A 21,411-nucleotide genomic window follows, 5' to 3' on the forward strand; every position below is an offset into this window, starting at 1 on the left:
GGTTGGCTTGGTCCCGAATTGGATATTCGGATGTGGTGTCGTTACAAATTCTGCATCTCATTTGTGTGACAATGCCTGGATATTCGCCTCACCATCGCCCTGGCTTGCGGCGCGGCGACGAAAACGGGACCTTGCAGATCCCGGGCTATGTGACGGAGTGAACCGGACGGAAAGGCGGCCTTCAATCTGTGCCCGGACCGCGTTCGTCGGGCGGGCAGGGCGTGAAAGCGATCGCCAGCCTGCCTTGCGATCATCGCGTCGGTACATATGTCCCAGCCTGTCGGATCAGGCCACGTCCCCGGAAGGGCATTCCACAATCAGCGCGGGTTCCAGCACCAGCCCGGCAAGATCGGAGCCAAGGGGCCGTGTTCCCGGCACATGGGGCAGACCCGCCCGCCGACGCAATCGCCCCGAGACTCCGCCCGGCCCAAAATCGGGCAGACTGTCAGCCAAGCGCGTAGCCGGTGCCGCGCACGGTGCGCACCGGATTGTCACCGCCATTGGTCATCAGCGCCTTGCGCAGCCGCCCCACATGCACGTCGATGGTGCGGGTATCGACATAGATGTCGCGCCCCCAGACCCGGTCCAGCAACTGCTCGCGCGTCCAGACCCGGCCCGGCTTTTCCATCAGCGTGGACAGCAGCCGGAACTCCGTCGGTCCCAGATGCAGCGGTTGTCCCGCACGAAAGACCCGGTGCTCGGCCGCATCAAGGATGATGTCGCCGAAACTCAGCCTCTCGCCCATGGTCGCAGGGCGGGTGCGGCGCAGTTGCGTGCGCAGCCGGGCCATCAACTCGACCACGGAATAAGGCTTGACGACGTAGTCATCGGCGCCGGTTTCCAGGCCGCGCACCCGGTCGGTTTCCTCGCTGCGCGCCGACAGCATGATGATGGGTATCCCGCGGGTCGCCGGATCAGCCTTGACCTGGCGGCAGACCTCGATCCCCGAGACCTTGGGCAGCATCCAGTCCAGCACCAGCAGATCGGGCTGCTCCTCCTGCACCAGCAGCAGGGCGTCCTCGCCATTATCGGCGACCACGACCTCGAAGCCCTCGGCCTCGAGATTGTATTGCAGGACCTCGCGCTGCGCGTTCTCGTCTTCGACAACCAATACGCAAGGGGCCTGTGTCGTCATCTCTTATCCCTCACTTCTCGCAATGCCCGCATCGGCAGACACGCTGCTGGCCTTGGGCCGGCTGTCATCCGGCAATTCTCCGGTCACCAGGTAGATCACCTGCTCGGCAATCGAGGTCGCATGATCGCCCATCCGCTCGACATTCTTGGCGATGAAATGCAGATGCATGCAGGCGGTGATGTTGCGCGGGTCCTCCATCATATGGGTCAGGAACTCGCGGAACAGCGCGTTATACATCTGGTCCACCTCAAGGTCGCGCTGGCGGACATCCTCGGCCAGTTCACCATCGCGGCGGATATAGCTGTCCAGCGCATCCTGCAGCATCTTGCTGACCGCCTGCGACATGCGGCGGATCGCCATGCCCGAGCCCTCGATCACCGGCATCTGCGTCAGCACATCGGTCCGCTTGGCCATGTTCTTGGCGTAATCGCCCACGCGCTCCAGCGAGGCGGCGATCTTCATCACCGCCAGCACCATGCGCAGATCGGTGGCCGTGGGCGCGCGCAGGGCGATCAGCCGCGCGGCCTCCTCGTTGATCTGCAATTCCAGCGTGTCGATGGCCTTGTCGCGGCGGCGAACCTCATCGGCCAGGTCCTCGTCCCGGGCTTCCAGCGCTGTCGCGGCGTCCGAGATGGCCACCTCGACCATGCCGCCCATCTTGACGACCTGCGCCTGGATCGTCTCCAGGTCGCGGTCGAACGCGGAGGATATATGCTTGTCGCGGTTGATCATTCCTGTCTCCTCCGGGGTCAGCCGATGCGGCCCGAGATATAGGCCTCGGTGCGTGAATCCTGTGGCTTGGTAAAGATATCGTCGGTCTCGCCATATTCCACCAGGTTGCCCAGGTGGAAAAAGGCGGTCTTCTGGCTGACGCGGGCGGCCTGCTGCATCGAGTGCGTCACGATGACGACCGAATATTCCGAGCGCAGCTGGTCGATCAGTTCCTCGACCTGGCCGGTGGCAATCGGATCAAGCGCAGAGCAGGGTTCGTCCATCAGCAACACCTCGGGCGCGGTGGCCACGGCGCGGGCGATGCACAGACGCTGCTGCTGACCGCCCGAAAGGCCGGTGCCCGGCTCATCCAGCCGGTCCTTGACCTCGTTCCACAAAGCGGATCCGCGCAGCGATTTCTCGACGATCTCGTCCAGTTCGGTCTTGTTGCGGGCGAGGCCATGGATGCGCGGGCCATAGGCGACATTGTCATAGATCGATTTCGGGAAGGGGTTCGGTTTCTGGAACACCATGCCGACCTTGGCGCGAAGCTGCACGGGATCGACGCGGCGATCGTAGATATCCTCTCCGTCCAGCCGGATCTGGCCCTCGATACGCGCGATATCGATGGTGTCGTTCATCCGGTTGATGCAGCGCAGGAAGGTCGATTTGCCGCAGCCCGAAGGTCCGATGAAGGCCGTCACGGTCTTGTCGAGGATCTCGACATTCACATCCTTGATGGCATGCGTGTCACCGTAATAGACCTGCACATTCCTGGCCGAGATCTTGATATCCTGCTGGGTCACGGCGCTCTCCGCTCGGTTGATGTCGTACATTATTCTAGGCTCCTCTCGCCGATATTACCAACGGCGCTCGAACCGGCGGCGCAGGAAAATGGCCAGCAAGTTCATGCAGAAAAGGAAAATCAGCAGCACGATGATTGCCCCGGAGGCCCGCTCGACGAATGCCGGGTCGGCGCGCTGCGTCCAGTTATAGACCTGCACCGGCAGGGCCGAGGCGGGATCGAACAGCCCCTCGGGCGGGGCGGCGGGGAATTCGCGGACGAAGGCCACCATGCCGATCAGCAGCAGCGGCGCGGTTTCGCCCAGGGCCTGCGCCAGCCCGATGATCGTGCCGGTCAGGATGCCGGGCATGGCCAGCGGCAGGACATGGTGAAACACCGATTGCATCCTGGAGGCGCCGACACCAAGCGCCGCGTCACGGATCGAGGGCGGCACCGCCTTCAGCGCGGCACGGGTCGAGATGATGATCGTCGGCAATGTCATCAGTGTCAGGACCAGCCCGCCAACGACAGGTGCCGATTGCGGCAAGCCGGCGAAATTGATGAAGGCGGCGAGCCCGAGGATACCGAACACGATGGACGGCACGGCGGCGAGGTTCGAGATATTCACCTCGATCACGTCGGTCCAGCGGTTCTTCGGCGCGAATTCCTCAAGATAGATCGACGCTGCCACACCGATGGGCACGGCAAGCAACAGCACCACCAGCATCATGTAGAACGAGCCAAGGATCGCCACGCCAACGCCTGCCGCCTCGGGTCGCTGGTCCGAGGCATCGGGATTGGTGATGAAGTTCCAGTTGAAGCGCGTGACCAGCATGCCCTGCTCTTTCAGCGCATCGGCCAGCATCAGTTGCTGGGGCGAGGTATTGGCATCGGCGGCCGCGCTTTCCATCGTCACGCGGCCCTTGAAATAACCGTCGATCCGGCCATTCACCAGCACGTTTACGTCAACCGTCTGCCCGACCAGTTCGGGATCCGCCAGCACCCGGTTGCGCAGTTGCGCCGAGGCCTCTTTCGACACCAGGCTGCTGATGTCCTTTTCGGACAGGTCCGTGATCTCGATCTCCGACGAGCCCACGGCGGCATCGACCGCGCGGTCCAGCACCTTGCCATAGGACAGGGTCAGCACCTTGGACATCTCGTCCGGGTTGCGGTTGCCCTTGGGGTCCAGCGTCTCGGCATCCAGCGCGACGGGGATCGACAGATAAGTCTGCCGGAACGCCCCAGCCCCGCCCCCGATGATCGAGGTCAGCAGCACGACCAGCGCGATCAGCGCGACCCCGATGGCACCGGCTCCATAAAGGCGAAAGCGCTTCTCGGCGGCGTTGCGGCGGCGGGTGCGTGTATCCGCGACCATCAGCGAGGATTTCGGTACCGGCGCGGCGCCGGATTGCGGCATCGGAAGATCGGTCATTCGTACTGCTCGCGATATTTGCGCACGATATAGAGCGCGACAATGTTCAGACCCAGGGTGATGACAAACAGCGTCAATCCGAGGGCAAAGGCAACCAGCGTCTCGGGCGCGGCGAAATCATTGTCGCCGGTCAACTGGCTGACAATCTTGACGGTGATCGTGGTCATCGCCTCGAAGGGATTGAGCCCCAGCTTCGCGGCGGCTCCGGCCCCCAGCACCACGATCATCGTCTCGCCGATGGCCCGGCTGGCGGCCAGCAGCACCGCCCCTACGACGCCGGGCAAGGCGGCGGGCAGTACCACCTGGCGGATCGTCTCGGACGGAGTCGAGCCCAGGCCGAGCGCGCCGTCACGCATGCTTTGCGGCACCGCGTTGATGATGTCGTCGGACAGCGAACTGACAAAGGGGATCAGCATGATGCCCATCACCAGGCCGGCGGTAAGTACGGATGACCCGGAATTTCCCAGCCCCAGAGGCTGTGCGAAGTAATCCCGCAGCATCGGGCCGACGGTGATCAGGGCGAAAAGACCATAGACGATGGTCGGGATCCCGGCGAGCACCTCGATCGCGGGCTTGGCGATGCCGCGCACGCGCTTGCTGGCATATTCCGACATGTAGATCGCGGCGAACATCCCGATCGGCACGGCGACCAGCAGCGCGATCAGGCTGATATAGAGCGTGCCCCAAAGCAGCGGCAGGATGCCCAATGCGGAATTGCCCTGGAAGCGCGGTGTCCACTCGGTTCCAAGGAAGAAGTCCAGCCAATTGTATTTCTGGAAAAAATGCCCGGTTTCGAAAATCAGTGACAGCACGATCCCGGCGGTTGTCAGAATGGCGATGGAAGAGCAGAAGATCAGCACCCCCATCACGATCCGCTCGACCACGTTACGCGCCTGGTATCCGGCCCCGATACGGGTGATACCCCAGCCCAGGCCGGCGATACCTGCTGCCAATGCGAGCAATCCGACAAGCCCCACGGCTTCGGGAGAAAGCGCCTTCGCCATGCGCAGAAGCGATGCGGCGATCATCACGATGATGGCAGGGGTCAGTGTCATCAGCGCCACGCTGGCACCGTGATAGATGGGGCGGCTATGCAGGCTGCGGATATCGGAACCGGCAACGGCGAAAGCCCGGCTGCGTCCGATCAGGTAACCGGCAACGGCCAATAGCAGGCTGGCAAGCAATGCCCAGGACAGCGGCATCTGACGTTTCCTTGCGTAATGGCAATTAGCGTAAAGACAGGGTGGCGCGAAAACCCGCGCCACCCGGATACGGGTTACTTCGACATGACCGTTTCGTTGACCACGGCTTCCTGCGTCGCGGCCAGTTCGGGATCCGCGACCAGGCCATATTCGGCCAGCGGGCCATCGGGACCGGCCAGTTCATCGGCGACGAAGAACTCGGCATATTCCTTCAGGCCCTGGATTTCGCCGATATGCTGTTTCTTGACATAGAAGAACAGCGGGCGCGAAACCGGGTATTCGCCCGAGGCGATGCTCTCGGTCGAGGGGGTTACACCGGACATGGTCGCCACTTTCAGCTTGTCGGTGTTGTTCTCGTAGAAGGACAGGCCGAATACGCCGATACCGTTGGGATCGCTTTCGATGCGGGCCAGCGTCTCGGTATAGTCGCCGTCGATATCGACCGACTTGCCATCGGTGCGCAGCGTCATGCAGGCTTCTTCAGCCTTGTCCTCGTCGCCCATCTCGGCGGCAAAGACTTCCATCGCGCCCGATTCCTCGCAGCCGGCCAGGATGACCTTTTCCTCGAAGACTTCACGGGTGCCGTGCTTGGTGCCGGGAACGAAGGCCAGGATCGGCTGTTCCGGCAGATCCGGGTTCACCTCGTTCCAGTTGGCCGCGGCGTTGTCGACAATCGCACCGTCCTTGACGACCTTGGCGGACAGGGCGTTGAACCAGTCGGCCGGGGTAAAGACGAAATCCGGACCGCTGGAGGCATTGGCGAAGACGATCCCGTCATAGCCGATGCGAACCTCGATGATATCGGTCACGCCATTGGCGGCGCAGGTCTCGATCTCGCTGTCCTTGATGGCGCGGCTGGCATTGGCGATATCGACGGTGTTCTCGCCCACGCCTTCGCAGAATTTCTTGAGACCGGCCGACGAGCCGCCCGATTCCACGACCGGGGTCGGGAAGTCGGTGTTCTCGCCAAAGGCTTCGGCGACGATGGTGGCATAGGGAAGCACGGTCGAGGAACCGGCGATCTGGATCTGGTCACGAGCTGCGGCAGCGGTCGCGGACAATGCAATCACGGAAATGGCCGTTGCCGTGAGGCCGATGGATTTCATAGGGATGCTCCCTGAGTTGGGTGTGAAAACTAGCGAGTCGCTGACTACGCTCGAATTGTGACGCTTACGCGACTGAATTATGTCACTCTTGTGACATCGCCCCGCACCGATCCTTCCGGCCTATCTGCGGCGATCGGATGTTTCGCGCGCTGCTATGCTTGGACGCCACAACAGGGCAGGGCCGGGCTTTTCCGGTTCAATTGCCGGAGCGCAGGTCGAGAAATCCGTGATCCGCCTTGGGGATCGATCGTTGGGCCCGATAACCGGCGCTCGTCGAAACGCCGGATTTTGGGTGTCGAGTGACGGTTGCGAAAGCCATGGCGATCCCGGAAGGACTTGAACCCTCAACCTGCCGATTAGAAGTCGGCTGCTCTATCCAGTTGAGCTACGGGACCGCGATCCTCGCTTCATGCGTGATCGAGCCGATTTGCGCAAGCCGGTCGTCGATTCGGACGGGACCGCACCAGGATGGTCTGACTATTACTCAAGGGATCATGGTAAATTCAATTGCATATCGGTCGGAACTGGTCCGATATGGGACAGAAGCTACCCGATCTGGTCCATAATGCGACAATTCGGGTGGGCTGGTTGCACGATGTATTGAACGAGTGATCCGGTAGGAAGAATGTTGAAGCGTTTGTTTAAATATGTATTGATTCTCGTGGTTGTGGCACTGGCCTTTGTCGTCGTTGGCCGACAAATCTGGCCGCTTCCCGATATATCGGAACGCCCCGCCGATCTGGCGGCCCATATGGATCCCGAAACCGGATTGGGGAAGCTTGCTGCCGACGGCATGGCCGCGCATCCGGGAACATCCGGCGTGCTCGCCCTGGCAGGAGGGGCGGATGCGTTGGCCAGCCGTTTGGCCCTGATCGAACGGGCCGAAGACTCTATCGATGCGCAATATTATATCTGGCATGATGACAGTTCGGGCATCCTGCTTCTCGATGCGTTGCGTCGTGCGGGGGCTCGCGGCGTGCGCGTCCGGCTGCTGCTGGATGACAATGGCGTGCCCGGGCTGGACCAGATCATGGCAACATTGAACGCGCAGCCAAATATCCAGATCCGACTGTTCAATCCCTCGACCATCCGTCAACCGAAGCTGCTTGGCTACGCGCTGGATTTCTTCCGCATGAACAGGCGGATGCATAACAAGGCGATGATCGTCGACAATGCGGTGGCGATCATCGGAGGGCGTAATATCGGCGATGAATATTTCCAGGTCGGGAGGGAATTCTATGTCGATCTTGACGTGTTGGCCGTCGGCCCGATCGTGTCGGAGACCAGCGATGCGTTCGATCGATACTGGAACAGCGCCTCGGTGTTCGAACTGGAGCGGATCATCGATCTTGCCGCCGATCTGGACGCGTTCCACGCACATGTCACCGCGCAGGAGGGTGGTGAGCGATTGAAGGAGATCATCACCGAAACGCAGACCAGCGCAGAAAGCTTCGTAAAAGGTCAGATCAGGCCCGAATGGACGGATGTCGATCTGGTTGTCGACGATCCGGCCAAGGGTCAGGGGCAGGCGCGTCGTGACCAGTTGATGATCGTCAGGCTTGGGCGGATTCTGGGTGATGTCCGGCAAGGGGTGGACCTGGTTTCGGCCTATTTCGTTCCGGGCCAGGCGGGGACGGCCTATTTCGAAGGACTCGCGCAATCCGGCAAGCGGGTCCGGATCCTGACCAATGCGCTGAACACGACCGACGTTCTTCTGGTCCATGGCGGCTATGCGAAATATCGCCGCGAGCTTTTGCAGGCAGGTGTCGAACTGTTCGAACTCAAGCTGCGAGGCGCTCAGTCGAACGAGGAGGGGCTTCAGGTCAAGCCGCTTGGCCTGTCGGGTGCCAGCCTGCATGCCAAGACATTCTCGGTCGATCATGAACGCGTTTTCATCGGCTCGTTCAACTTTGATCCCCGTTCGGCCCTGTTGAACTGCGAAATGGGTTTCCTGATCCGCAGCCCGTCGATGGCCCGAAAGATCAGTGATGCATTCGATAACGGGCTTGCGCAGGTCAGTTATCGTCCGGCGCTGACGCCGGAGGGCAAAATGATATGGCGCGAGGATGTCGGACCCGATGATTCCCGGGTTTATCAGGAGGAACCCGGCGCGACATGGATGCAGCAGGTGATGCTGACAGTGATCGGTCTGCTGCCCGTCGAATGGTTGCTGTGAACCGGAACCCGAAGGGAGACACGCGATGAGACCAATACAGGATCTTTGGCTTGGGTTGCGGGTGGCGCTAAGGGACGGGCAGGTGCGCGGGCTGATGGCGCTGACCTTCAGCCTGATCGCCGGTGCGGCATTTTTCTATAGCTGGGCCGAGGGATGGGGGCTGCTCGACGCTTTCTACTTTTCGGTCATCACCATCTCGACGATAGGCTACGGGGATCTGGTCCCGCAGACCGTTCCAGGCAAGTTGTTCACCATGGGTTATGTGCTGGTAGGGTTGGGGCTGTTCGTTGCTTCGGCCAGCGCTATTGCCGATGCCATCATCTCCTCGCGACGCGGTGGCCGCGGGAAACGGGGTCAGCAGTGATCAGGGGGGTGATTGCCGTTTCCTATGGTTTCATTGCGGGGATGACTGCGGCGTCGGTCTTGTGGGGCATGGGGTTGGTATCGCATCTGGTCTGGTCCGGACCTGAAACCCCGTGGTATATCTTCGTCGTGATCCTTGCCGGCGGCGGCATCATCGCGCTGCTTCGCAGCCGCAGCGACGGGATCGGCCTGTCGAGGCAGATCGCCCTGGCGCATCAGCCTGCCGCCACGCAGATCCGCAAGACCGGAATTCTGGCGCTGACCGCAGTCATCGCGGTAGGCTTCGGCGGCGCGGTCGGTCCCGAGGCTGGAATCCTGGCTGTCGTGGCGGAATTATCGGTGCTGGTTACCGCTTTGCTGGCGCGGCTGCATCATCCCGTTGACATGGTTGGCGAAATCGGCGCGGCCGGTGCCCTTGGCGGGCTTTATGGATCGCCCCCTGGCGGAGCATGTTGCTGGGAGAGGAGCAGCAAGCCCCGAAATGGCAGCTATTTGCCGCTGCGCTGGCCGGACTCGCAGGCTTCCTGATGGTGGCGCGGCGGATTTTACCCGAGGATGCATTGCATGTGGATTTGCCCACCCATGTCGCGGCAGGAGACGGCAGCGAGATCATTCTTGCGGTGCTGCCGGGTATATTTGGGGCTGCCATGGGCTGGCTGTTTCATGGATCGCTGATCGCGATACGGGGCGGTTTGTCGCGATTCGGGACGATATGGCAGCAGACGCTGATCGGAACCGTCCTGTTCGCGCTGTTGGCAAGCGCCTTCCCGATCCTGCGGTTTTCCGGCCATCACGAATTGCAGGAGATGCTGCTTCTGGGGCAGGAGAATGGAATGATCGCCTTGCTGGCACTGGCAGCCCTGAAGATCTTGGCTCTTGCTTTGTGCTTGGCGTCTGGATGGCGTGGTGGAGCCGTGTTCCCGCTGATCTTTGCCGGCGCGGCGGCGGGTGGTGCGGCGGTCTGGATGTTGCCCCAGATCCCGGTGACTGTCGCCCTGGTGGCGGGGATCGGCGGTGCCCTGACCGTGGGTATGGGCAAGCCGCTGGCTGCGATGTTGATCGCATTGCTGCTGATCGGGCCGACCGCCATGGGTCCGCTTTGCACCGGGCTCTTGATCGGCTGGCTGGCCTCGCAGCAATTGCCTAAGGCGGAATTGCACTAGGCGGGGCCCGGGATCTCCAGATCACCGACGGGTGTTCGACCTTCCCGTATGGTTGAGGCATATCAGGCAAGCCGCGCTGTCTTTAGACCATGTCATTCCGGGTCAGGAGTTTCGAATGCCGGATGACTGAATCCCGTAACCGTAATGCCAGCGGCGATAGAGGGCGACGGCGCAGGCTGAGCAGATAATAGGGCGAAACGCGGATCTCATGCGGCATGGGCAGGGTTGTCAGCCCCGCACTGATCGGCGGGCGCAGCAGCAATTGCGCGACCTCGTCCGACATTGCCGATACCGCGTCGCTTTGCGCCAGATAGGCGATGGTCAGCAAGAGCGAGGGGCTGCTCACGATATTGCGGGGATCGGGCAGCCCGACACTGGCAAAGGCAGCCAGCGTGGCCTCGCGGATCGGGGCGCCGCGTTGCTGCATGATCCATTCGTAATCGATCAATTCGGTCAGTGTGACCGAGGCCGCACGCGAGAGAGGGTGGCTGGCCCGCGCCAGGAAGCTGACCTTCTCGTCGCGCATGGGCAGGATGTTGAAATCCCGGCTGTCGAACTCGGGCAGGATCCGGGCCAGCACGAAATCCATGTCCCCGGCCGCCAGATGCGTCAGCAGATCGCGTGACGGCAGGACATCGACGGTGATATCGGCCTCGGGCGCCTGTGCCTTGATCTCGCGGATGGCCGAGACGAGGTAGCCGACCGCCGGTCCGGTCACCGCACCGACCCGCACCGACCCGGCAATCCCGCCCTGCATTTCCTGGACGTCGGTTGCCATGCTGAACATCTCCCGCAGGATGACCCGGGCGCGGCGCAGGACGGTCTGGCCGATCTCGGTCGGCTCCATGCCCTTGGGTTGACGCAGGAACAGCCGCGCATCCACCAGTCGCTCGATCTCGGCCAGCATGCGCGAGGCGGCGGGTTGCGTCATCGCGCAGCTTTCGGCGGCCATCTGGAGTTGCCCGTGCCGGGCGATCTCGTGGATCAGCCGGAGCTGCGCAGGCTTGAGCATCAGGCGAGATGGAGGCTTTGACATATCAGTTTCGCTATGCAGATGGCGGAAGATGTCATTTTACCATCATGTTGTCGGCTTGGTAAGCGTTTCGCGGATGCCGCTCCGGCGAAGGGGTGGTCATTTGGGCAGGACGAAAGGGTTCTGCCGCTCAGAGGGAGGTTTACGATGAAATTCACCACTGCCGCTATCGCGCTTGCGATCGGCGTTTCCGGGCTTGCCTTTGGCGCCATGGCTGAAACCGTCGGCATCTCGATGCCAACGAAATCCTCGGCCCGCTGGATCGATGATGGCAACAACATGGTCAAGCAGTTCCAGGAAGCGGGTTACGAGACCGATCTGCAATATGCCGAGGACGATATCCCGAACCAGCTTGCCCAGGTCGAGAACATGATCACCAAGGGCGTCAATGTCCTGGTGATCGCGGCCATCGACGGCACCACGCTGTCGAACGCGCTGGCCAATGCCAAGGCCGCCGATATCAAGGTGATCGCCTATGACCGCCTGATCCGCGACACGCCGGATGTCGATTACTATGCCACTTTCGACAATTTCAAGGTCGGCGTGCAGCAGGCGAACACGCTGGTCCAGGGGTTGGAAGAGCGTTTCCCCGACGAGAAGCCCTGGAATGTCGAATTGTTCGGTGGCAGCCCCGACGACAACAACGCCTATTTCTTCTATGATGGCGCGATGTCGGTTTTGCAGCCGTTGATCGACGCGGGCGATGTCGTGATTCCGTCGGGCCAGATGGGCATGGATACGGTCGGCACGCTGCGTTGGGATCCGGCGACCGCGCAATCGCGGATGGATAACCTGCTTTCGGCAAATTACACCGACAAGACCCTGCATGGCGTGCTGTCGCCCTATGACGGCTTGTCCATCGGTATCCTGTCCTCGCTGAAGGGCGTGGGATACGGCTCGGGCGATCTGGCCATGCCGATCGTTTCGGGGCAGGACGCCGAGGTGCAGTCGGTCAAGTCGATCGTCGCAGGCGAACAATATGCGACGATCTTCAAGGATACGCGCGAACTGGCCAAGGTCACCGTCGGCATGGTCGATGCGATGCTGAAGGGCGAGGAGCCCGAGATCAACGATACCGAAACCTATGACAATGGCGTCAAGGTCGTGCCCTCCTATCTGTTGGAGCCGCTGCCGGTGGATTCCTCGAACTGGGAAGAGGTGCTGATCGGATCGGGTTATTACAGTGAAGATCAGCTGAAATAACCGGTATCTGCGTCCCGTGATCGTCGGGGGCTGTCTGCCCCCCGCCGCCGGCTGGTTCTCGGACCAGTGGCGCCGCAACCGACGGCCCCCCGAAGGTATTTCGGTAAAGAAGAAGGGGGGTATCCGCAGCCGTTACAGGGGAAGTTGCATGACCGCGCTTTTGGAGATGCGTAATATCACCAAGACATTTCCGGGCGTGAAAGCCCTGGACAATGTCAGTCTCTCGGTGCGCGAGGGCGAGATCCACGCGATTTGCGGCGAGAATGGTGCAGGCAAATCCACCCTGATGAAGGTGCTGTCAGGCGTCTATCCCGCCGGCAGCTACGAGGGCGAGATCGTCTATGACGGCCAGACCGCCGAGTTCGGCGGCATCCGCGACAGCGAGGATCGCGGCATCATCATCATCCACCAGGAACTGGCGCTGGTGCCGCTCTTGTCGATTGCCGAGAATATCTTCCTGGGCAATGAACGCGCCAGCAACGGTGTCGTCAACTGGCGCGAGACCTTCCGCCAGACCGAGGGCCTGCTGGCCAAGGTTGGGCTGCGCGAGGCTCCGGGGATCAAGGTGGACGGTCTTGGCGTCGGCAAGCAGCAACTGGTCGAGATCGCCAAGGCGCTCTCCAAGGATGTCCGCCTGCTGATCCTTGATGAGCCCACCGCGGCCCTGTCCGAGGCCGACAGCCAGGCACTGTTGGATTTGTTGCTGGAACTGAAGGGGCAGGGGGTCACCTCGATCATCATCAGCCACAAGCTGAACGAGGTTCGCCGGGTTGCCGACAGCGTCACGGTGATCCGCGACGGGGCGACCATCTCGACCATCGACGCGCGCGGCGGCGACCTGACCGAGGATCGCATCGTGCGCGACATGGTCGGGCGCGACATGGCGCATCGCTATCCGGATCGCGAGCGGCGGGCGGGTGACGTGGTGTTCGAGGTCAAGGATTGGAATGTCTGGCATCCCGAGCATGCCGACCGGCAGGTGATCCGTGACCTGTCGATGAATGTCCGTGCCGGAGAGGTCGTGGGCATCGCCGGGCTGATGGGCTCGGGGCGCACCGAGCTTGCGATGAGCATCTTCGGCCGCAGCTATGGCCGCAATATCTCGGGTCAGGCATCGATGCGCGGCCAGCCGGTCGATTTGTCGGCGGTGGACAAGGCGATCGCGGCGGGGCTTGCCTATGTGACCGAGGACCGCAAGACGCTTGGCCTGATCCTGGACGAGACGATCCGCCGCAACACCATCCTGGCGAATCTCGATGGGGTCGCCAATCGCGGCGTGGTCGATGAGAACCGCGAGACCGAGGTGGCCGAGAAATACCGCAAGGTGATGAATATCCGCACGCCGAGCGTGTTCCAGAAGGTGATGAACCTGTCGGGCGGCAATCAGCAGAAGGTGGTGCTGGCCAAATGGCTGTTCACCGAGCCCGAGGTGCTGATCCTGGACGAGCCGACACGTGGCATCGATGTCGGCGCGAAATACGAAATATACAATATCATCAACGATCTCAGCGCGGCCGGAAAGGCCGTCATCATGATCTCGTCCGAGATGCCCGAACTGCTGGGCATGTGCGACCGGATCTATGTCATGAACGAGGGCAGTTTCGTGGGCGAATTGCAGGCAGAGGACGCCTCGCAGGAAAGCATCATGTCGCTGATCGTCAGGGAGTAGGACAGCATGGAACAGACCGAACGCGCGCCGGGTCTCGGGATCGGCGCATATATCGCCAAGCATATCCGAGAATACGGGCTGTTATTCGCGCTGATCGCGATCATGGCGTTTTTCCAGATCGTGACCGGCGGCACGCTTCTGCGGCCGGTGAACATCACCAACCTGTTCCTGCAGAACAGCTATATCATCATCATGGCGCTTGGCATGCTGCTGGTGATCGTCGGCGGCAATATCGATCTGTCGGTGGGATCCGTCATGGGCTTCATCGGCGCGCTGGCCGCGGTGATGATCGTATCGTGGAAACTGCCTGTCGGCGTTGCGATGGCGATCTGCCTGATCGTCGGCATGCTGATCGGGGCGGTTCAGGGCTATTTCGTCGCCTATTGGAAAATCCCCTCCTTCATCGTGACACTGGCCGGGATGCTGGTGTTCCGGGGCTTGTCTCTGTGGCTTCTGGCCGGGCAGTCCATCGGTCCGTTCCCGGGCAATTTCCAGTCGCTCTCCACCGGCTTCATCCCCGACCTGTTCGGTGCGGACAAGCCGAACATGGTGGCACTGGCGGTCGGAGTGGCGGCGGTGCTGGTGCTGGTCTGGCTGGCCCTGCGCAACCGCTCCCGCAACATGCGTTATGGTATCGAGGACGAGCCATGGGGGCTGTTCGTGGCACGCAACGCCGTCGTCGCCTTCGCGCTTCTGTTCGTGACATGGAAGCTGGCATGGTTCCGTGGCCTGCCCAATGTGCTGCTGTCGATGGTGATCCTGACGGTGATCTATGTCTTCATCACCGAGCGCACGACGCTTGGACGCCGCATCTATGCCGTGGGCGGCAATGCCAAGGCCGCCAAGCTGTCCGGCATCCGGACCGAGCGGCTGACTTTCCTGACCTTCGTGAATATGGGGCTTCTGGCGGCGCTGGCCGGGCTGGTCTTTGCGGCGCGGCTGAACACCGCCACCCCGAAAGCGGGCTTCGCGGTCGAGCTGGACGTGATCGCCGCCGTCTTCATCGGTGGGGCATCGATGGCGGGCGGTTCCGGCAAGATCGTCGGCGCGGTCGTGGGTGCCTTCATCATGGGGGTGATGAATAACGGCATGTCGATCCTTGGGATCGGCATCGACTACCAACAGGTCATCAAGGGCCTGGTGCTTCTCGCCGCCGTGTTTTTCGACGTCTACAACAAGAACAAGGAAGGCTGACCCATGCTTCTGTCGCAAATCCGATTGCCCGATGGCAGCCGTGCCGTCGCCATGCGTGAAGGAGAGGAGGCCCGGGTCGTTTCCGGCGCTGCAAGCACGCTCGACCTGGCGCTGGCCGCGATCGCGGCTGGTCGCAAGCTGGGCGATGAGATCGCTGCGCGCGGGCTGGGCGAGACGGTCGATCTGGCGGCGGCCTTGGCCGAGGGACGGATGCTCTTGCCGCTGGATCATCCTGATCCGGCGCATCTGCACCTGACCGGGACGGGCCTGACGCATCTGGGATCCGCTTCGACGCGGGATTCCATGCACCAGAAAGCCGATCCCGAGGACATGACCGACAGCATGAAGATGTTCCGGATGGGGCTGGAAGGCGGCAAGCCGCGTGCGGGTGAGGCCGGCGTGCAGCCCGAATGGTTCTACAAGGGCAACGGTCATGCCGCCGTTGCACCGGGAGCGGCGCTGACCTCGCCCCCCTTCGCGCTGGATGCCGGAGAGGAGCCCGAGATCGCGGGGCTCTACGTGATCGGTCCGGATGGGCGGCCCTTCCGCCTTGGCTTCGCGCTTGCCAACGAGTTCTCGGACCATGTGACCGAGCGCGGCAATTACCTGTGGCTCGCCCATTCCAAGCTGCGCCCCGCAAGCTACGGCCCCGAGATGCTGCTGGGTGATCTGCCGCAGCATGTCGAAGGCGCCAGCCGGGTCCTTCGCGACGGCAAGACCGTTTGGGAAAAGCCGTTCCTGTCGGGCGAAGGGAACATGTCCCACAGCCTTGCCAACCTGGAACATCACCATTTCAAATACGAGCTGTTCCGCCAGCCCGGTGACGTGCATGTGCATTTCTTCGGCACCGCGACCCTGTCATTCGCCGATGGGGTAACCGTCCAGCCGGGCGACGAATTCGAGATTGCCTGCGACGCCTTCGGGCACGCGCTGCGTAATCCCCTGGAACAGCAGGCGGCCGGGTCGGAACCCGTCTCCGTCCAAGCACTCTGAGGCCCTGAATGTCCTTCACTCCCGCACCCTGGCCCCGCAAGCTGCGTTCGCAGGAATGGTATGGCGGCAATTCGCGCGATACGATCTATCATCGCGGCTGGCTGAAAAATCAGGGCTATCCGCATGACCTGTTCGATGGGCGCCCGATCATCGGCATCCTGAACACATGGTCGGACCTGACCCCCTGCAACGGCCATCTGCGGGAGCTGGCCGAAAAGGTGAAGGCGGGTGTGTGGGAGGCCGGGGGTTTTCCCGTCGAGGTGCCGGTATTCTCGGCCTCGGAAAACACCTTCCGCCCCTCGGCGATGATGTTCCGCAACCTCGCCGCGCTGGCCATCGAGGAAACCATTCGCGGCCAGCCGATGGATGGCGCGGTGCTGCTGGTCGGCTGCGACAAGACCACGCCTTCGCTGATGATGGCGGCGGCATCGACCGATATCCCCTCCATCGTCGTCACCGGCGGGCCGATGCTGAACGGCTATTTCCGGGGTGAGCGGGTCGGTTCGGGCACCCATCTGTGGAAGTTCTCGGAAGCCGTGAAGGCGGGCGAGATGACGCAGGAAGAATTCCTGGAGGCCGAGCAATCCATGTCGCGGTCATCCGGCACCTGCAACACGATGGGCACGGCATCGACGATGGCCAGCATGGCCGAGGCCCTGGGCATGGCGCTTTCGGGCAATGCCGCGATTCCGGCTGTGGACTCGCGCCGCCGCGTGATGGCGCAGCTTTCCGGGCGGCGGATCGTGCAGATGGTCAAGGACGATCTGAAACCCTCGGACATCCTGACCAAGCAGGCGTTCGAGAACGCGATCCGCACCAATGGCGCCATCGGCGGTTCGACCAATGCGGTGGTGCATCTGCTGGCGCTTGCGGGCCGGGTGGGGGTTGACGTGACGCTGGATGACTGGGACCGCTGCGGGCGCGACGTGCCGACCATCGTCAACCTGATGCCCTCGGGCGAATACCTGATGGAAGAGTTCTTCTATGCGGGCGGTCTGCCCGTCGTCATCAAGCGCTTGGGCGAGGCGGGCCTGCTGAACCGCGATGCGCTGACGGTTTCGGGCCGGGCGATATGGGACGAGGTCAAGGACGTCATCAACCACAACGATGATGTCATCCGGCCCACCGAGAAGGCACTGACGCAGCAAGGCGGCATTGCCGTTCTGCGCGGCAATCTTGCCCCGAACGGCGCGGTGCTGAAACCTTCCGCCGCCAGCCCGCATCTTTTGACCCATCGGGGCAGGGCGGTCGTGTTCGAGGATATCGACGACTACAAGGCGCGGATCAACGGTGACGCGCTGGATATCGACGAGACCTGCGTGATGGTGCTGAAGAATTGCGGGCCAAAGGGCTATCCGGGCATGGCCGAGGTCGGCAATATGGGCCTGCCGCCCAAGGTGCTGAAAAAGGGCATCACCGACATGGTTCGGATCTCGGATGCGCGCATGTCGGGCACGGCCTATGGCACCGTCATTCTGCATACCTCCCCCGAAGCTGCGGCGGGCGGTCCCTTGGCCGTGGTGCGGGATGGCGACATGATCGAGCTGGATGTGCCGAACCGCCGCCTGCATCTTGAAATCAGCGACGAGGATCTCGCCGCCCGTTTGGCCGAGTGGCAACCAAGGCATGAGCAGGCCGAAAGCGGTTATGCATGGCTGCATCAGCAACATGTCGGCGGCGCGGATACCGGCGCCGATCTGGACTTCCTGAAAGGCTGCCGGGGCAATCCGGTCGGAAAGGACAGCCATTGATGAAGCTTGCACTTGTCGGCATCGGAAAGATCGCACTCGATCAGCATGTCCCCGCGATCGCGGCCAGCCCGGATTGGGAACTGGCCGCCACGGTCTCGCGCAGTGGCACCGTCGAGGGTGTCGAGGCGTTCACCCGGATCGAGGACATGCTGGAAGCGCGTCCCGACATCGAACTCGTCAGCCTTTGCCTACCGCCGGTGCCGCGCTTTGCCGCGGCGCAGGCGGCGCTGCGGGCGGGGCGGCACCTGATGCTGGAAAAGCCTCCCGGTGCGACCCTGTCCGAGGTTCATGCTTTGGCCGATCTGGCACAGGCGCAAGGCGTCAGCCTGTTCGCGACATGGCATTCGCGCATGGCTCATGCGGTCGCCGGGGCCAAGGCGTGGCTGGCGGGCAAGACGATCCGCGAAGGCCGCATCACCTGGCGCGAGGATGTGCGTAAATGGCATCCCGGGCAAGACTGGATTTTCGAGCCCGGTGGCATGGGCGTGTTCGATCCCGGCATCAACGCACTGTCGATCCTGACCGAAATCCTGCCCGATCCGGTGCATCTGACAGGCGCCGAACTGGATTTCCCGGCCAATCGCCAGGCACCCATCGCTGCCCGGTTGGCATTCACGCAGAACATCTCGGCCGATTTCGATTTCCGGCAGGAAGGCCCGCAGACCTGGGACATGGAATTTTTCACCGATGCCGGGAAATTGGCGCTGCGCATGGGTGGTAATGTGATCGAGATCGACGGCCAGCCCGCCGGGGGCGAGGACAGCATCATGGGCGAGTATCCCGCGCTTTATGCCCGGATGGCGGAACTGGTCCGGGGCGGGGTCTCGGATGTCGATCTGTCGCCGATGGTGCAGGTCTCGGACGCCTTCACATTGGGTCGCCGCAACATTGTCGAAGATTTTGAATTCTAGAAGGAAACGCAATGACTTTCACACCGCATGGCAAACATCTGGTCGCAGGCGAATGGGTCGGGGCGGATCACAGCTTTTCCTCGACTCCCGCGCATGGGCCAGTGCATGAGTTCAGCACCGGGACCGTCGATCTGGTGAACCGCGCTGTCGAGGCCGCCGAAGAGGCCTTCTGGTCCTATGGCTATACGACCCGAGAGGAGCGCGCCGCTTTCCTGGACGCGATAGCAGACGAGATCGAGGCGCGAGCCGATGCGATCACCGAGATCGGCACGCAGGAAACCGGCTTGCCCGAGGCACGGCTGCAGGGCGAGCGCGGGCGCACCACCGGCCAGCTTCGCCTGTTCGCGGAACATATCCGCAAGGGCGACTATCTCGACCGCCGCCATGACAAGGCCTTGCCTGACCGCCAGCCTTTGCCGCGCCCCGATCTGCGAATGATCCAGCGGCCCATTGGCCCGGTCGCGGTGTTTGGTGCCTCGAATTTCCCGCTCGCCTTCTCGACCGCCGGGGGGGATACCGCCTCGGCGCTGGCCGCAGGCTGTCCGGTGGTGGTCAAGGGCCATCCCGCCCATCCCGGCACCGGCGAGATCGTGGCCGAGGCGATCCATGCCGCCATCGCCCGAACCGGCATGCCCAAGGGCGTGTTTTCATTCATCCATGGCGACAGCCACGAGGTTGGAGCGGCATTGGTCCAGCACCCGCTGATCAAGGCGGTAGGCTTCACCGGCAGTCTGCGTGGCGGCCGGGCGCTGTTCGATCTTTGCGCCGCGCGGCCCGAGCCGATCCCGTTTTTCGGGGAACTGGGCAGCATCAATCCCTGCTTCGTCCTGCCGCAGGCCCTGGCGGCTCGCGGCAAGGCGATTGCCGAGGGCTGGACGGGCAGCCTGACGATGGGGGCGGGGCAGTTCTGCACCAATCCGGGACTGGTGATCCTGCCAGAGGGCGATACGGCCGAAAGCTTTACCGAGGCCGCCCGTGCCGCACTGGCCGATCCGGCAGGGCAGGTGATGCTGACCGACGGTATCGCAGAGGCTTACCGTCAGGGGGCTGGGCGCGTGGCCGCACTGGCCTCGGCGGTGGTCGAGACCGAAAGCCCCGGCCGCAATGCCTTGCCGAATATCTACAAGACCAGCGCCGATGATTTCCTGCGCGACCATGCGCTTGGCGAGGAAGTCTTCGGCCCGCTCGGCCTGATCGTCACCACCCGCGACGAGGACCAGATGCTGGAGCTGGCACGCGGACTGGAGGGGCAGTTGACCGCGACCCTGCAGATGGACGAAGGGGACACGCCGCTTGCCCGCCGCCTGATGCCGGTACTCGAACGCAAGGCGGGACGGGTCATGGCCAATGGCTGGCCCACCGGGGTCGAGGTTTGCGATGCGATGGTGCATGGCGGCCCCTATCCCGCATCGACGAATTTCGGAGCCACCAGCGTCGGCACCCTGGCGATCCGCCGCTTCCTGCGGCTGGTCTGTTTCCAGAACCTGCCCGAGGCGCTGTTGCCCGAAGACCTGCGAGGCTGAAAAGAAACGGTTTCGCGAGAATTTCAAAACCCGGAGGGAGGGGAAAAGATGAAGATCAGGACTTTGCTGGGAAGCGCCGCCATATTGGCGGTGACGGCAGCTTCGGCGCTGGCCGAGGGTGAAACGGTGGGCTTTGCCCAGATCGGCTCGGAATCGGGCTGGCGGGCGGCGGAAACCACGCTGACCAAGCAGCAGGCCGAAGAGCGAGGCATCGATCTGCGCTTCTCGGACGCGCAGCAGAAGCAGGAGAACCAGATCGCCGCGATCCGGTCCTTCATCGCGCAAGGCGTGGATGCGATCCTACTGGCCCCGGTCGTGGCCACGGGTTGGGACTCGGTGCTGGAAGAGGCGCAGGAGGCCGAGATCCCGGTGGTCCTGCTCGACCGGCAGGTGGACAGCTCTGATGAACTGTATCTGACCGCAGTGGGTTCGAACCTTGTCCACGAGGGCGAGGTCGCGGGCGAATGGCTGGTGAATGCGGTCGGCGACGAGGAATGCCGTATCGTCGAGTTGCAGGGAACGACAGGCTCGACCCCGGCCATCGACCGCAAGACCGGCTTCGAGAACGCCATCGAGGGTCATGACAACATGGAGATCGTCCGCAGCCAGACCGGCGATTTTACCCGCGCCCAGGGCAAGGAGGTGATGGAAAGCTTCCTGCAGGCCGAGAATGGCGGCAAGGATATCTGCGCGCTTTACGCCCATAATGACGACATGGCGGTGGGCGCGATCCAGGCGATCAAGGAGGCCGGGCTGGCGCCGGGCGAGGATATCCTGGTCGTGTCGATCGATGCCGTGCCAGATATCTTCAAGGCCATGGCGGATGGCGAGGCCAATGCCACGGTCGAGCTGACGCCCAACATGGCGGGTCCGGCCTTTGACGTGCTGGAGGCCTATTGGGCCGATGGCACCGCGCCCGAGAAATTCATCCAGACCGAGTCCAGGCTGTTCACGCAGGACGACGATCCGACGGGTGAATACGAGGCCCGCAAGGGTCTGGGTTATTGATGACCATGGCCGGACCGCGCCTGTCGCGGCCCGGCCGTTCCGGCAGGGAATGAC

The 21,411-nt window shown here is 62.7% G+C and carries 19 protein-coding genes and 1 tRNA gene; 12 read left to right on the top strand and 8 right to left on the bottom strand.

Annotation, left to right across the window (positions count from 1 at the left end):
- Nucleotides 1–445 precede the first annotated feature (445 nt).
- The 7 genes from phoB to A7A09_RS01430 all read right to left on the bottom strand — a co-directional run bounded on the left by phoB (nucleotide 446) and on the right by A7A09_RS01430 (nucleotide 6,765).
- Nucleotides 446–1,135, bottom strand: coding sequence for a phosphate regulon transcriptional regulator PhoB (gene phoB / locus A7A09_RS01400; RefSeq protein WP_106689623.1), 690 nt, complete (start codon nucleotides 1,133–1,135; stop codon nucleotides 446–448).
- Nucleotides 1,136–1,138: 3 nt separating this feature from the next.
- A complete protein-coding gene (gene phoU, locus A7A09_RS01405; RefSeq protein WP_170166987.1) occupies nucleotides 1,139–1,867 on the bottom strand; it encodes a phosphate signaling complex protein PhoU in 729 nt (242 codons plus the stop codon).
- A gap of 17 nt (nucleotides 1,868–1,884) precedes the next feature.
- Nucleotides 1,885–2,682, bottom strand: coding sequence for a phosphate ABC transporter ATP-binding protein PstB (gene pstB / locus A7A09_RS01410; protein ID WP_106689625.1), 798 nt, complete (start codon nucleotides 2,680–2,682; stop codon nucleotides 1,885–1,887).
- 24 nt (nucleotides 2,683–2,706) lie between these two features.
- The gene (gene pstA / locus A7A09_RS01415) at nucleotides 2,707–4,062 is read right to left on the bottom strand and encodes a phosphate ABC transporter permease PstA (RefSeq protein ID WP_106689627.1); all 1,356 of its coding nucleotides are present in this window, start codon (nucleotides 4,060–4,062) and stop codon (nucleotides 2,707–2,709) included.
- Nucleotides 4,059–5,264 carry a phosphate ABC transporter permease subunit PstC gene (gene pstC / locus A7A09_RS01420; RefSeq protein ID WP_106689629.1) on the bottom strand — a complete coding sequence of 402 codons (1,206 nt, stop codon included), beginning with the start codon at nucleotides 5,262–5,264 and terminating at the stop codon, nucleotides 4,059–4,061. The genes pstA and pstC overlap by 4 nt, the downstream gene beginning before the upstream one ends.
- A 74-nt stretch (nucleotides 5,265–5,338) precedes the next feature.
- Nucleotides 5,339–6,370: a substrate-binding domain-containing protein gene (locus A7A09_RS01425; RefSeq protein WP_106689631.1), complete on the bottom strand. Its 1,032-nt coding sequence runs from the start codon at nucleotides 6,368–6,370 to the stop codon at nucleotides 5,339–5,341.
- Nucleotides 6,371–6,688: 318 nt separating this feature from the next.
- Nucleotides 6,689–6,765: transfer RNA gene (locus A7A09_RS01430), tRNA-Arg, on the bottom strand.
- A 230-nt stretch (nucleotides 6,766–6,995) separates the two neighbouring features.
- Here A7A09_RS01430 and A7A09_RS01435 point away from each other — a divergent pair.
- From A7A09_RS01435 to A7A09_RS01450, 4 genes are read left to right on the top strand one after another with little or no spacing between them, the layout of a single operon-like run.
- Nucleotides 6,996–8,546, top strand: a complete 1,551-nt coding sequence (locus tag A7A09_RS01435) for a phospholipase D family protein (protein ID WP_106689633.1) — start codon at nucleotides 6,996–6,998, stop codon at nucleotides 8,544–8,546.
- Nucleotides 8,547–8,571: 25 nt separating this feature from the next.
- Entirely contained in the window at nucleotides 8,572–8,910 is a 339-nt protein-coding gene (locus A7A09_RS01440; protein ID WP_106689635.1) for a potassium channel family protein, read from the top strand.
- A complete protein-coding gene (locus A7A09_RS01445) occupies nucleotides 8,907–9,437 on the top strand; it encodes a voltage-gated chloride channel family protein (RefSeq protein ID WP_148043600.1) in 531 nt (176 codons plus the stop codon). The genes A7A09_RS01440 and A7A09_RS01445 overlap by 4 nt, the downstream gene beginning before the upstream one ends.
- A complete protein-coding gene (locus A7A09_RS01450) occupies nucleotides 9,359–10,072 on the top strand; it encodes a chloride channel protein (RefSeq protein WP_106689639.1) in 714 nt (237 codons plus the stop codon). Before A7A09_RS01445 ends, A7A09_RS01450 begins: the two co-directional genes overlap by 79 nt.
- 82 nt (nucleotides 10,073–10,154) lie before the next feature.
- Here the strand turns inward: A7A09_RS01450 and A7A09_RS01455 are convergent, their stop codons facing one another.
- Entirely contained in the window at nucleotides 10,155–11,108 is a 954-nt protein-coding gene (locus tag A7A09_RS01455) for a LysR family transcriptional regulator (protein WP_106689641.1), read from the bottom strand.
- Nucleotides 11,109–11,252: 144 nt separating this feature from the next.
- Between A7A09_RS01455 and chvE the strand changes: the two genes are divergently transcribed.
- The 8 genes from chvE to ytfQ all read left to right on the top strand — a co-directional run bounded on the left by chvE (nucleotide 11,253) and on the right by ytfQ (nucleotide 21,357).
- A complete protein-coding gene (gene chvE / locus A7A09_RS01460) occupies nucleotides 11,253–12,308 on the top strand; it encodes a multiple monosaccharide ABC transporter substrate-binding protein (protein WP_106689643.1) in 1,056 nt (351 codons plus the stop codon).
- Between the two features lie 148 nt (nucleotides 12,309–12,456).
- On the top strand, nucleotides 12,457–13,977 hold the full coding sequence (gene mmsA / locus A7A09_RS01465) for a multiple monosaccharide ABC transporter ATP-binding protein (RefSeq protein ID WP_106689645.1): 1,521 nt from the start codon (nucleotides 12,457–12,459) through the stop codon (nucleotides 13,975–13,977).
- A 6-nt stretch (nucleotides 13,978–13,983) separates the two neighbouring features.
- The gene (gene mmsB, locus A7A09_RS01470) at nucleotides 13,984–15,171 is read left to right on the top strand and encodes a multiple monosaccharide ABC transporter permease (protein WP_106689647.1); all 1,188 of its coding nucleotides are present in this window, start codon (nucleotides 13,984–13,986) and stop codon (nucleotides 15,169–15,171) included.
- 3 nt (nucleotides 15,172–15,174) lie between these two features.
- Nucleotides 15,175–16,164 carry an AraD1 family protein gene (araD1, locus tag A7A09_RS01475; RefSeq protein ID WP_106689649.1) on the top strand — a complete coding sequence of 330 codons (990 nt, stop codon included), beginning with the start codon at nucleotides 15,175–15,177 and terminating at the stop codon, nucleotides 16,162–16,164.
- An 8-nt stretch (nucleotides 16,165–16,172) separates the two neighbouring features.
- Nucleotides 16,173–17,915, top strand: coding sequence for an L-arabinonate dehydratase (gene araD, locus A7A09_RS01480; protein WP_106689651.1), 1,743 nt, complete (start codon nucleotides 16,173–16,175; stop codon nucleotides 17,913–17,915).
- Complete coding sequence (locus A7A09_RS01485; RefSeq protein ID WP_106689653.1) at nucleotides 17,915–18,826, top strand: Gfo/Idh/MocA family protein; 912 nt, start codon at nucleotides 17,915–17,917, stop codon at nucleotides 18,824–18,826. Before araD ends, A7A09_RS01485 begins: the two co-directional genes overlap by 1 nt.
- Before the next feature lie 11 nt (nucleotides 18,827–18,837).
- Nucleotides 18,838–20,349: an aldehyde dehydrogenase (NADP(+)) gene (locus A7A09_RS01490; protein WP_106689655.1), complete on the top strand. Its 1,512-nt coding sequence runs from the start codon at nucleotides 18,838–18,840 to the stop codon at nucleotides 20,347–20,349.
- Between the two features lie 48 nt (nucleotides 20,350–20,397).
- Nucleotides 20,398–21,357: a galactofuranose ABC transporter, galactofuranose-binding protein YtfQ gene (gene ytfQ / locus A7A09_RS01495; protein WP_106689657.1), complete on the top strand. Its 960-nt coding sequence runs from the start codon at nucleotides 20,398–20,400 to the stop codon at nucleotides 21,355–21,357.
- Nucleotides 21,358–21,411: the final 54 nt, after the last annotated feature.

This window comes from Paracoccus methylarcula, assembly GCF_003007735.2.
Lineage (GTDB): Bacteria > Pseudomonadota > Alphaproteobacteria > Rhodobacterales > Rhodobacteraceae > Paracoccus > Paracoccus methylarcula.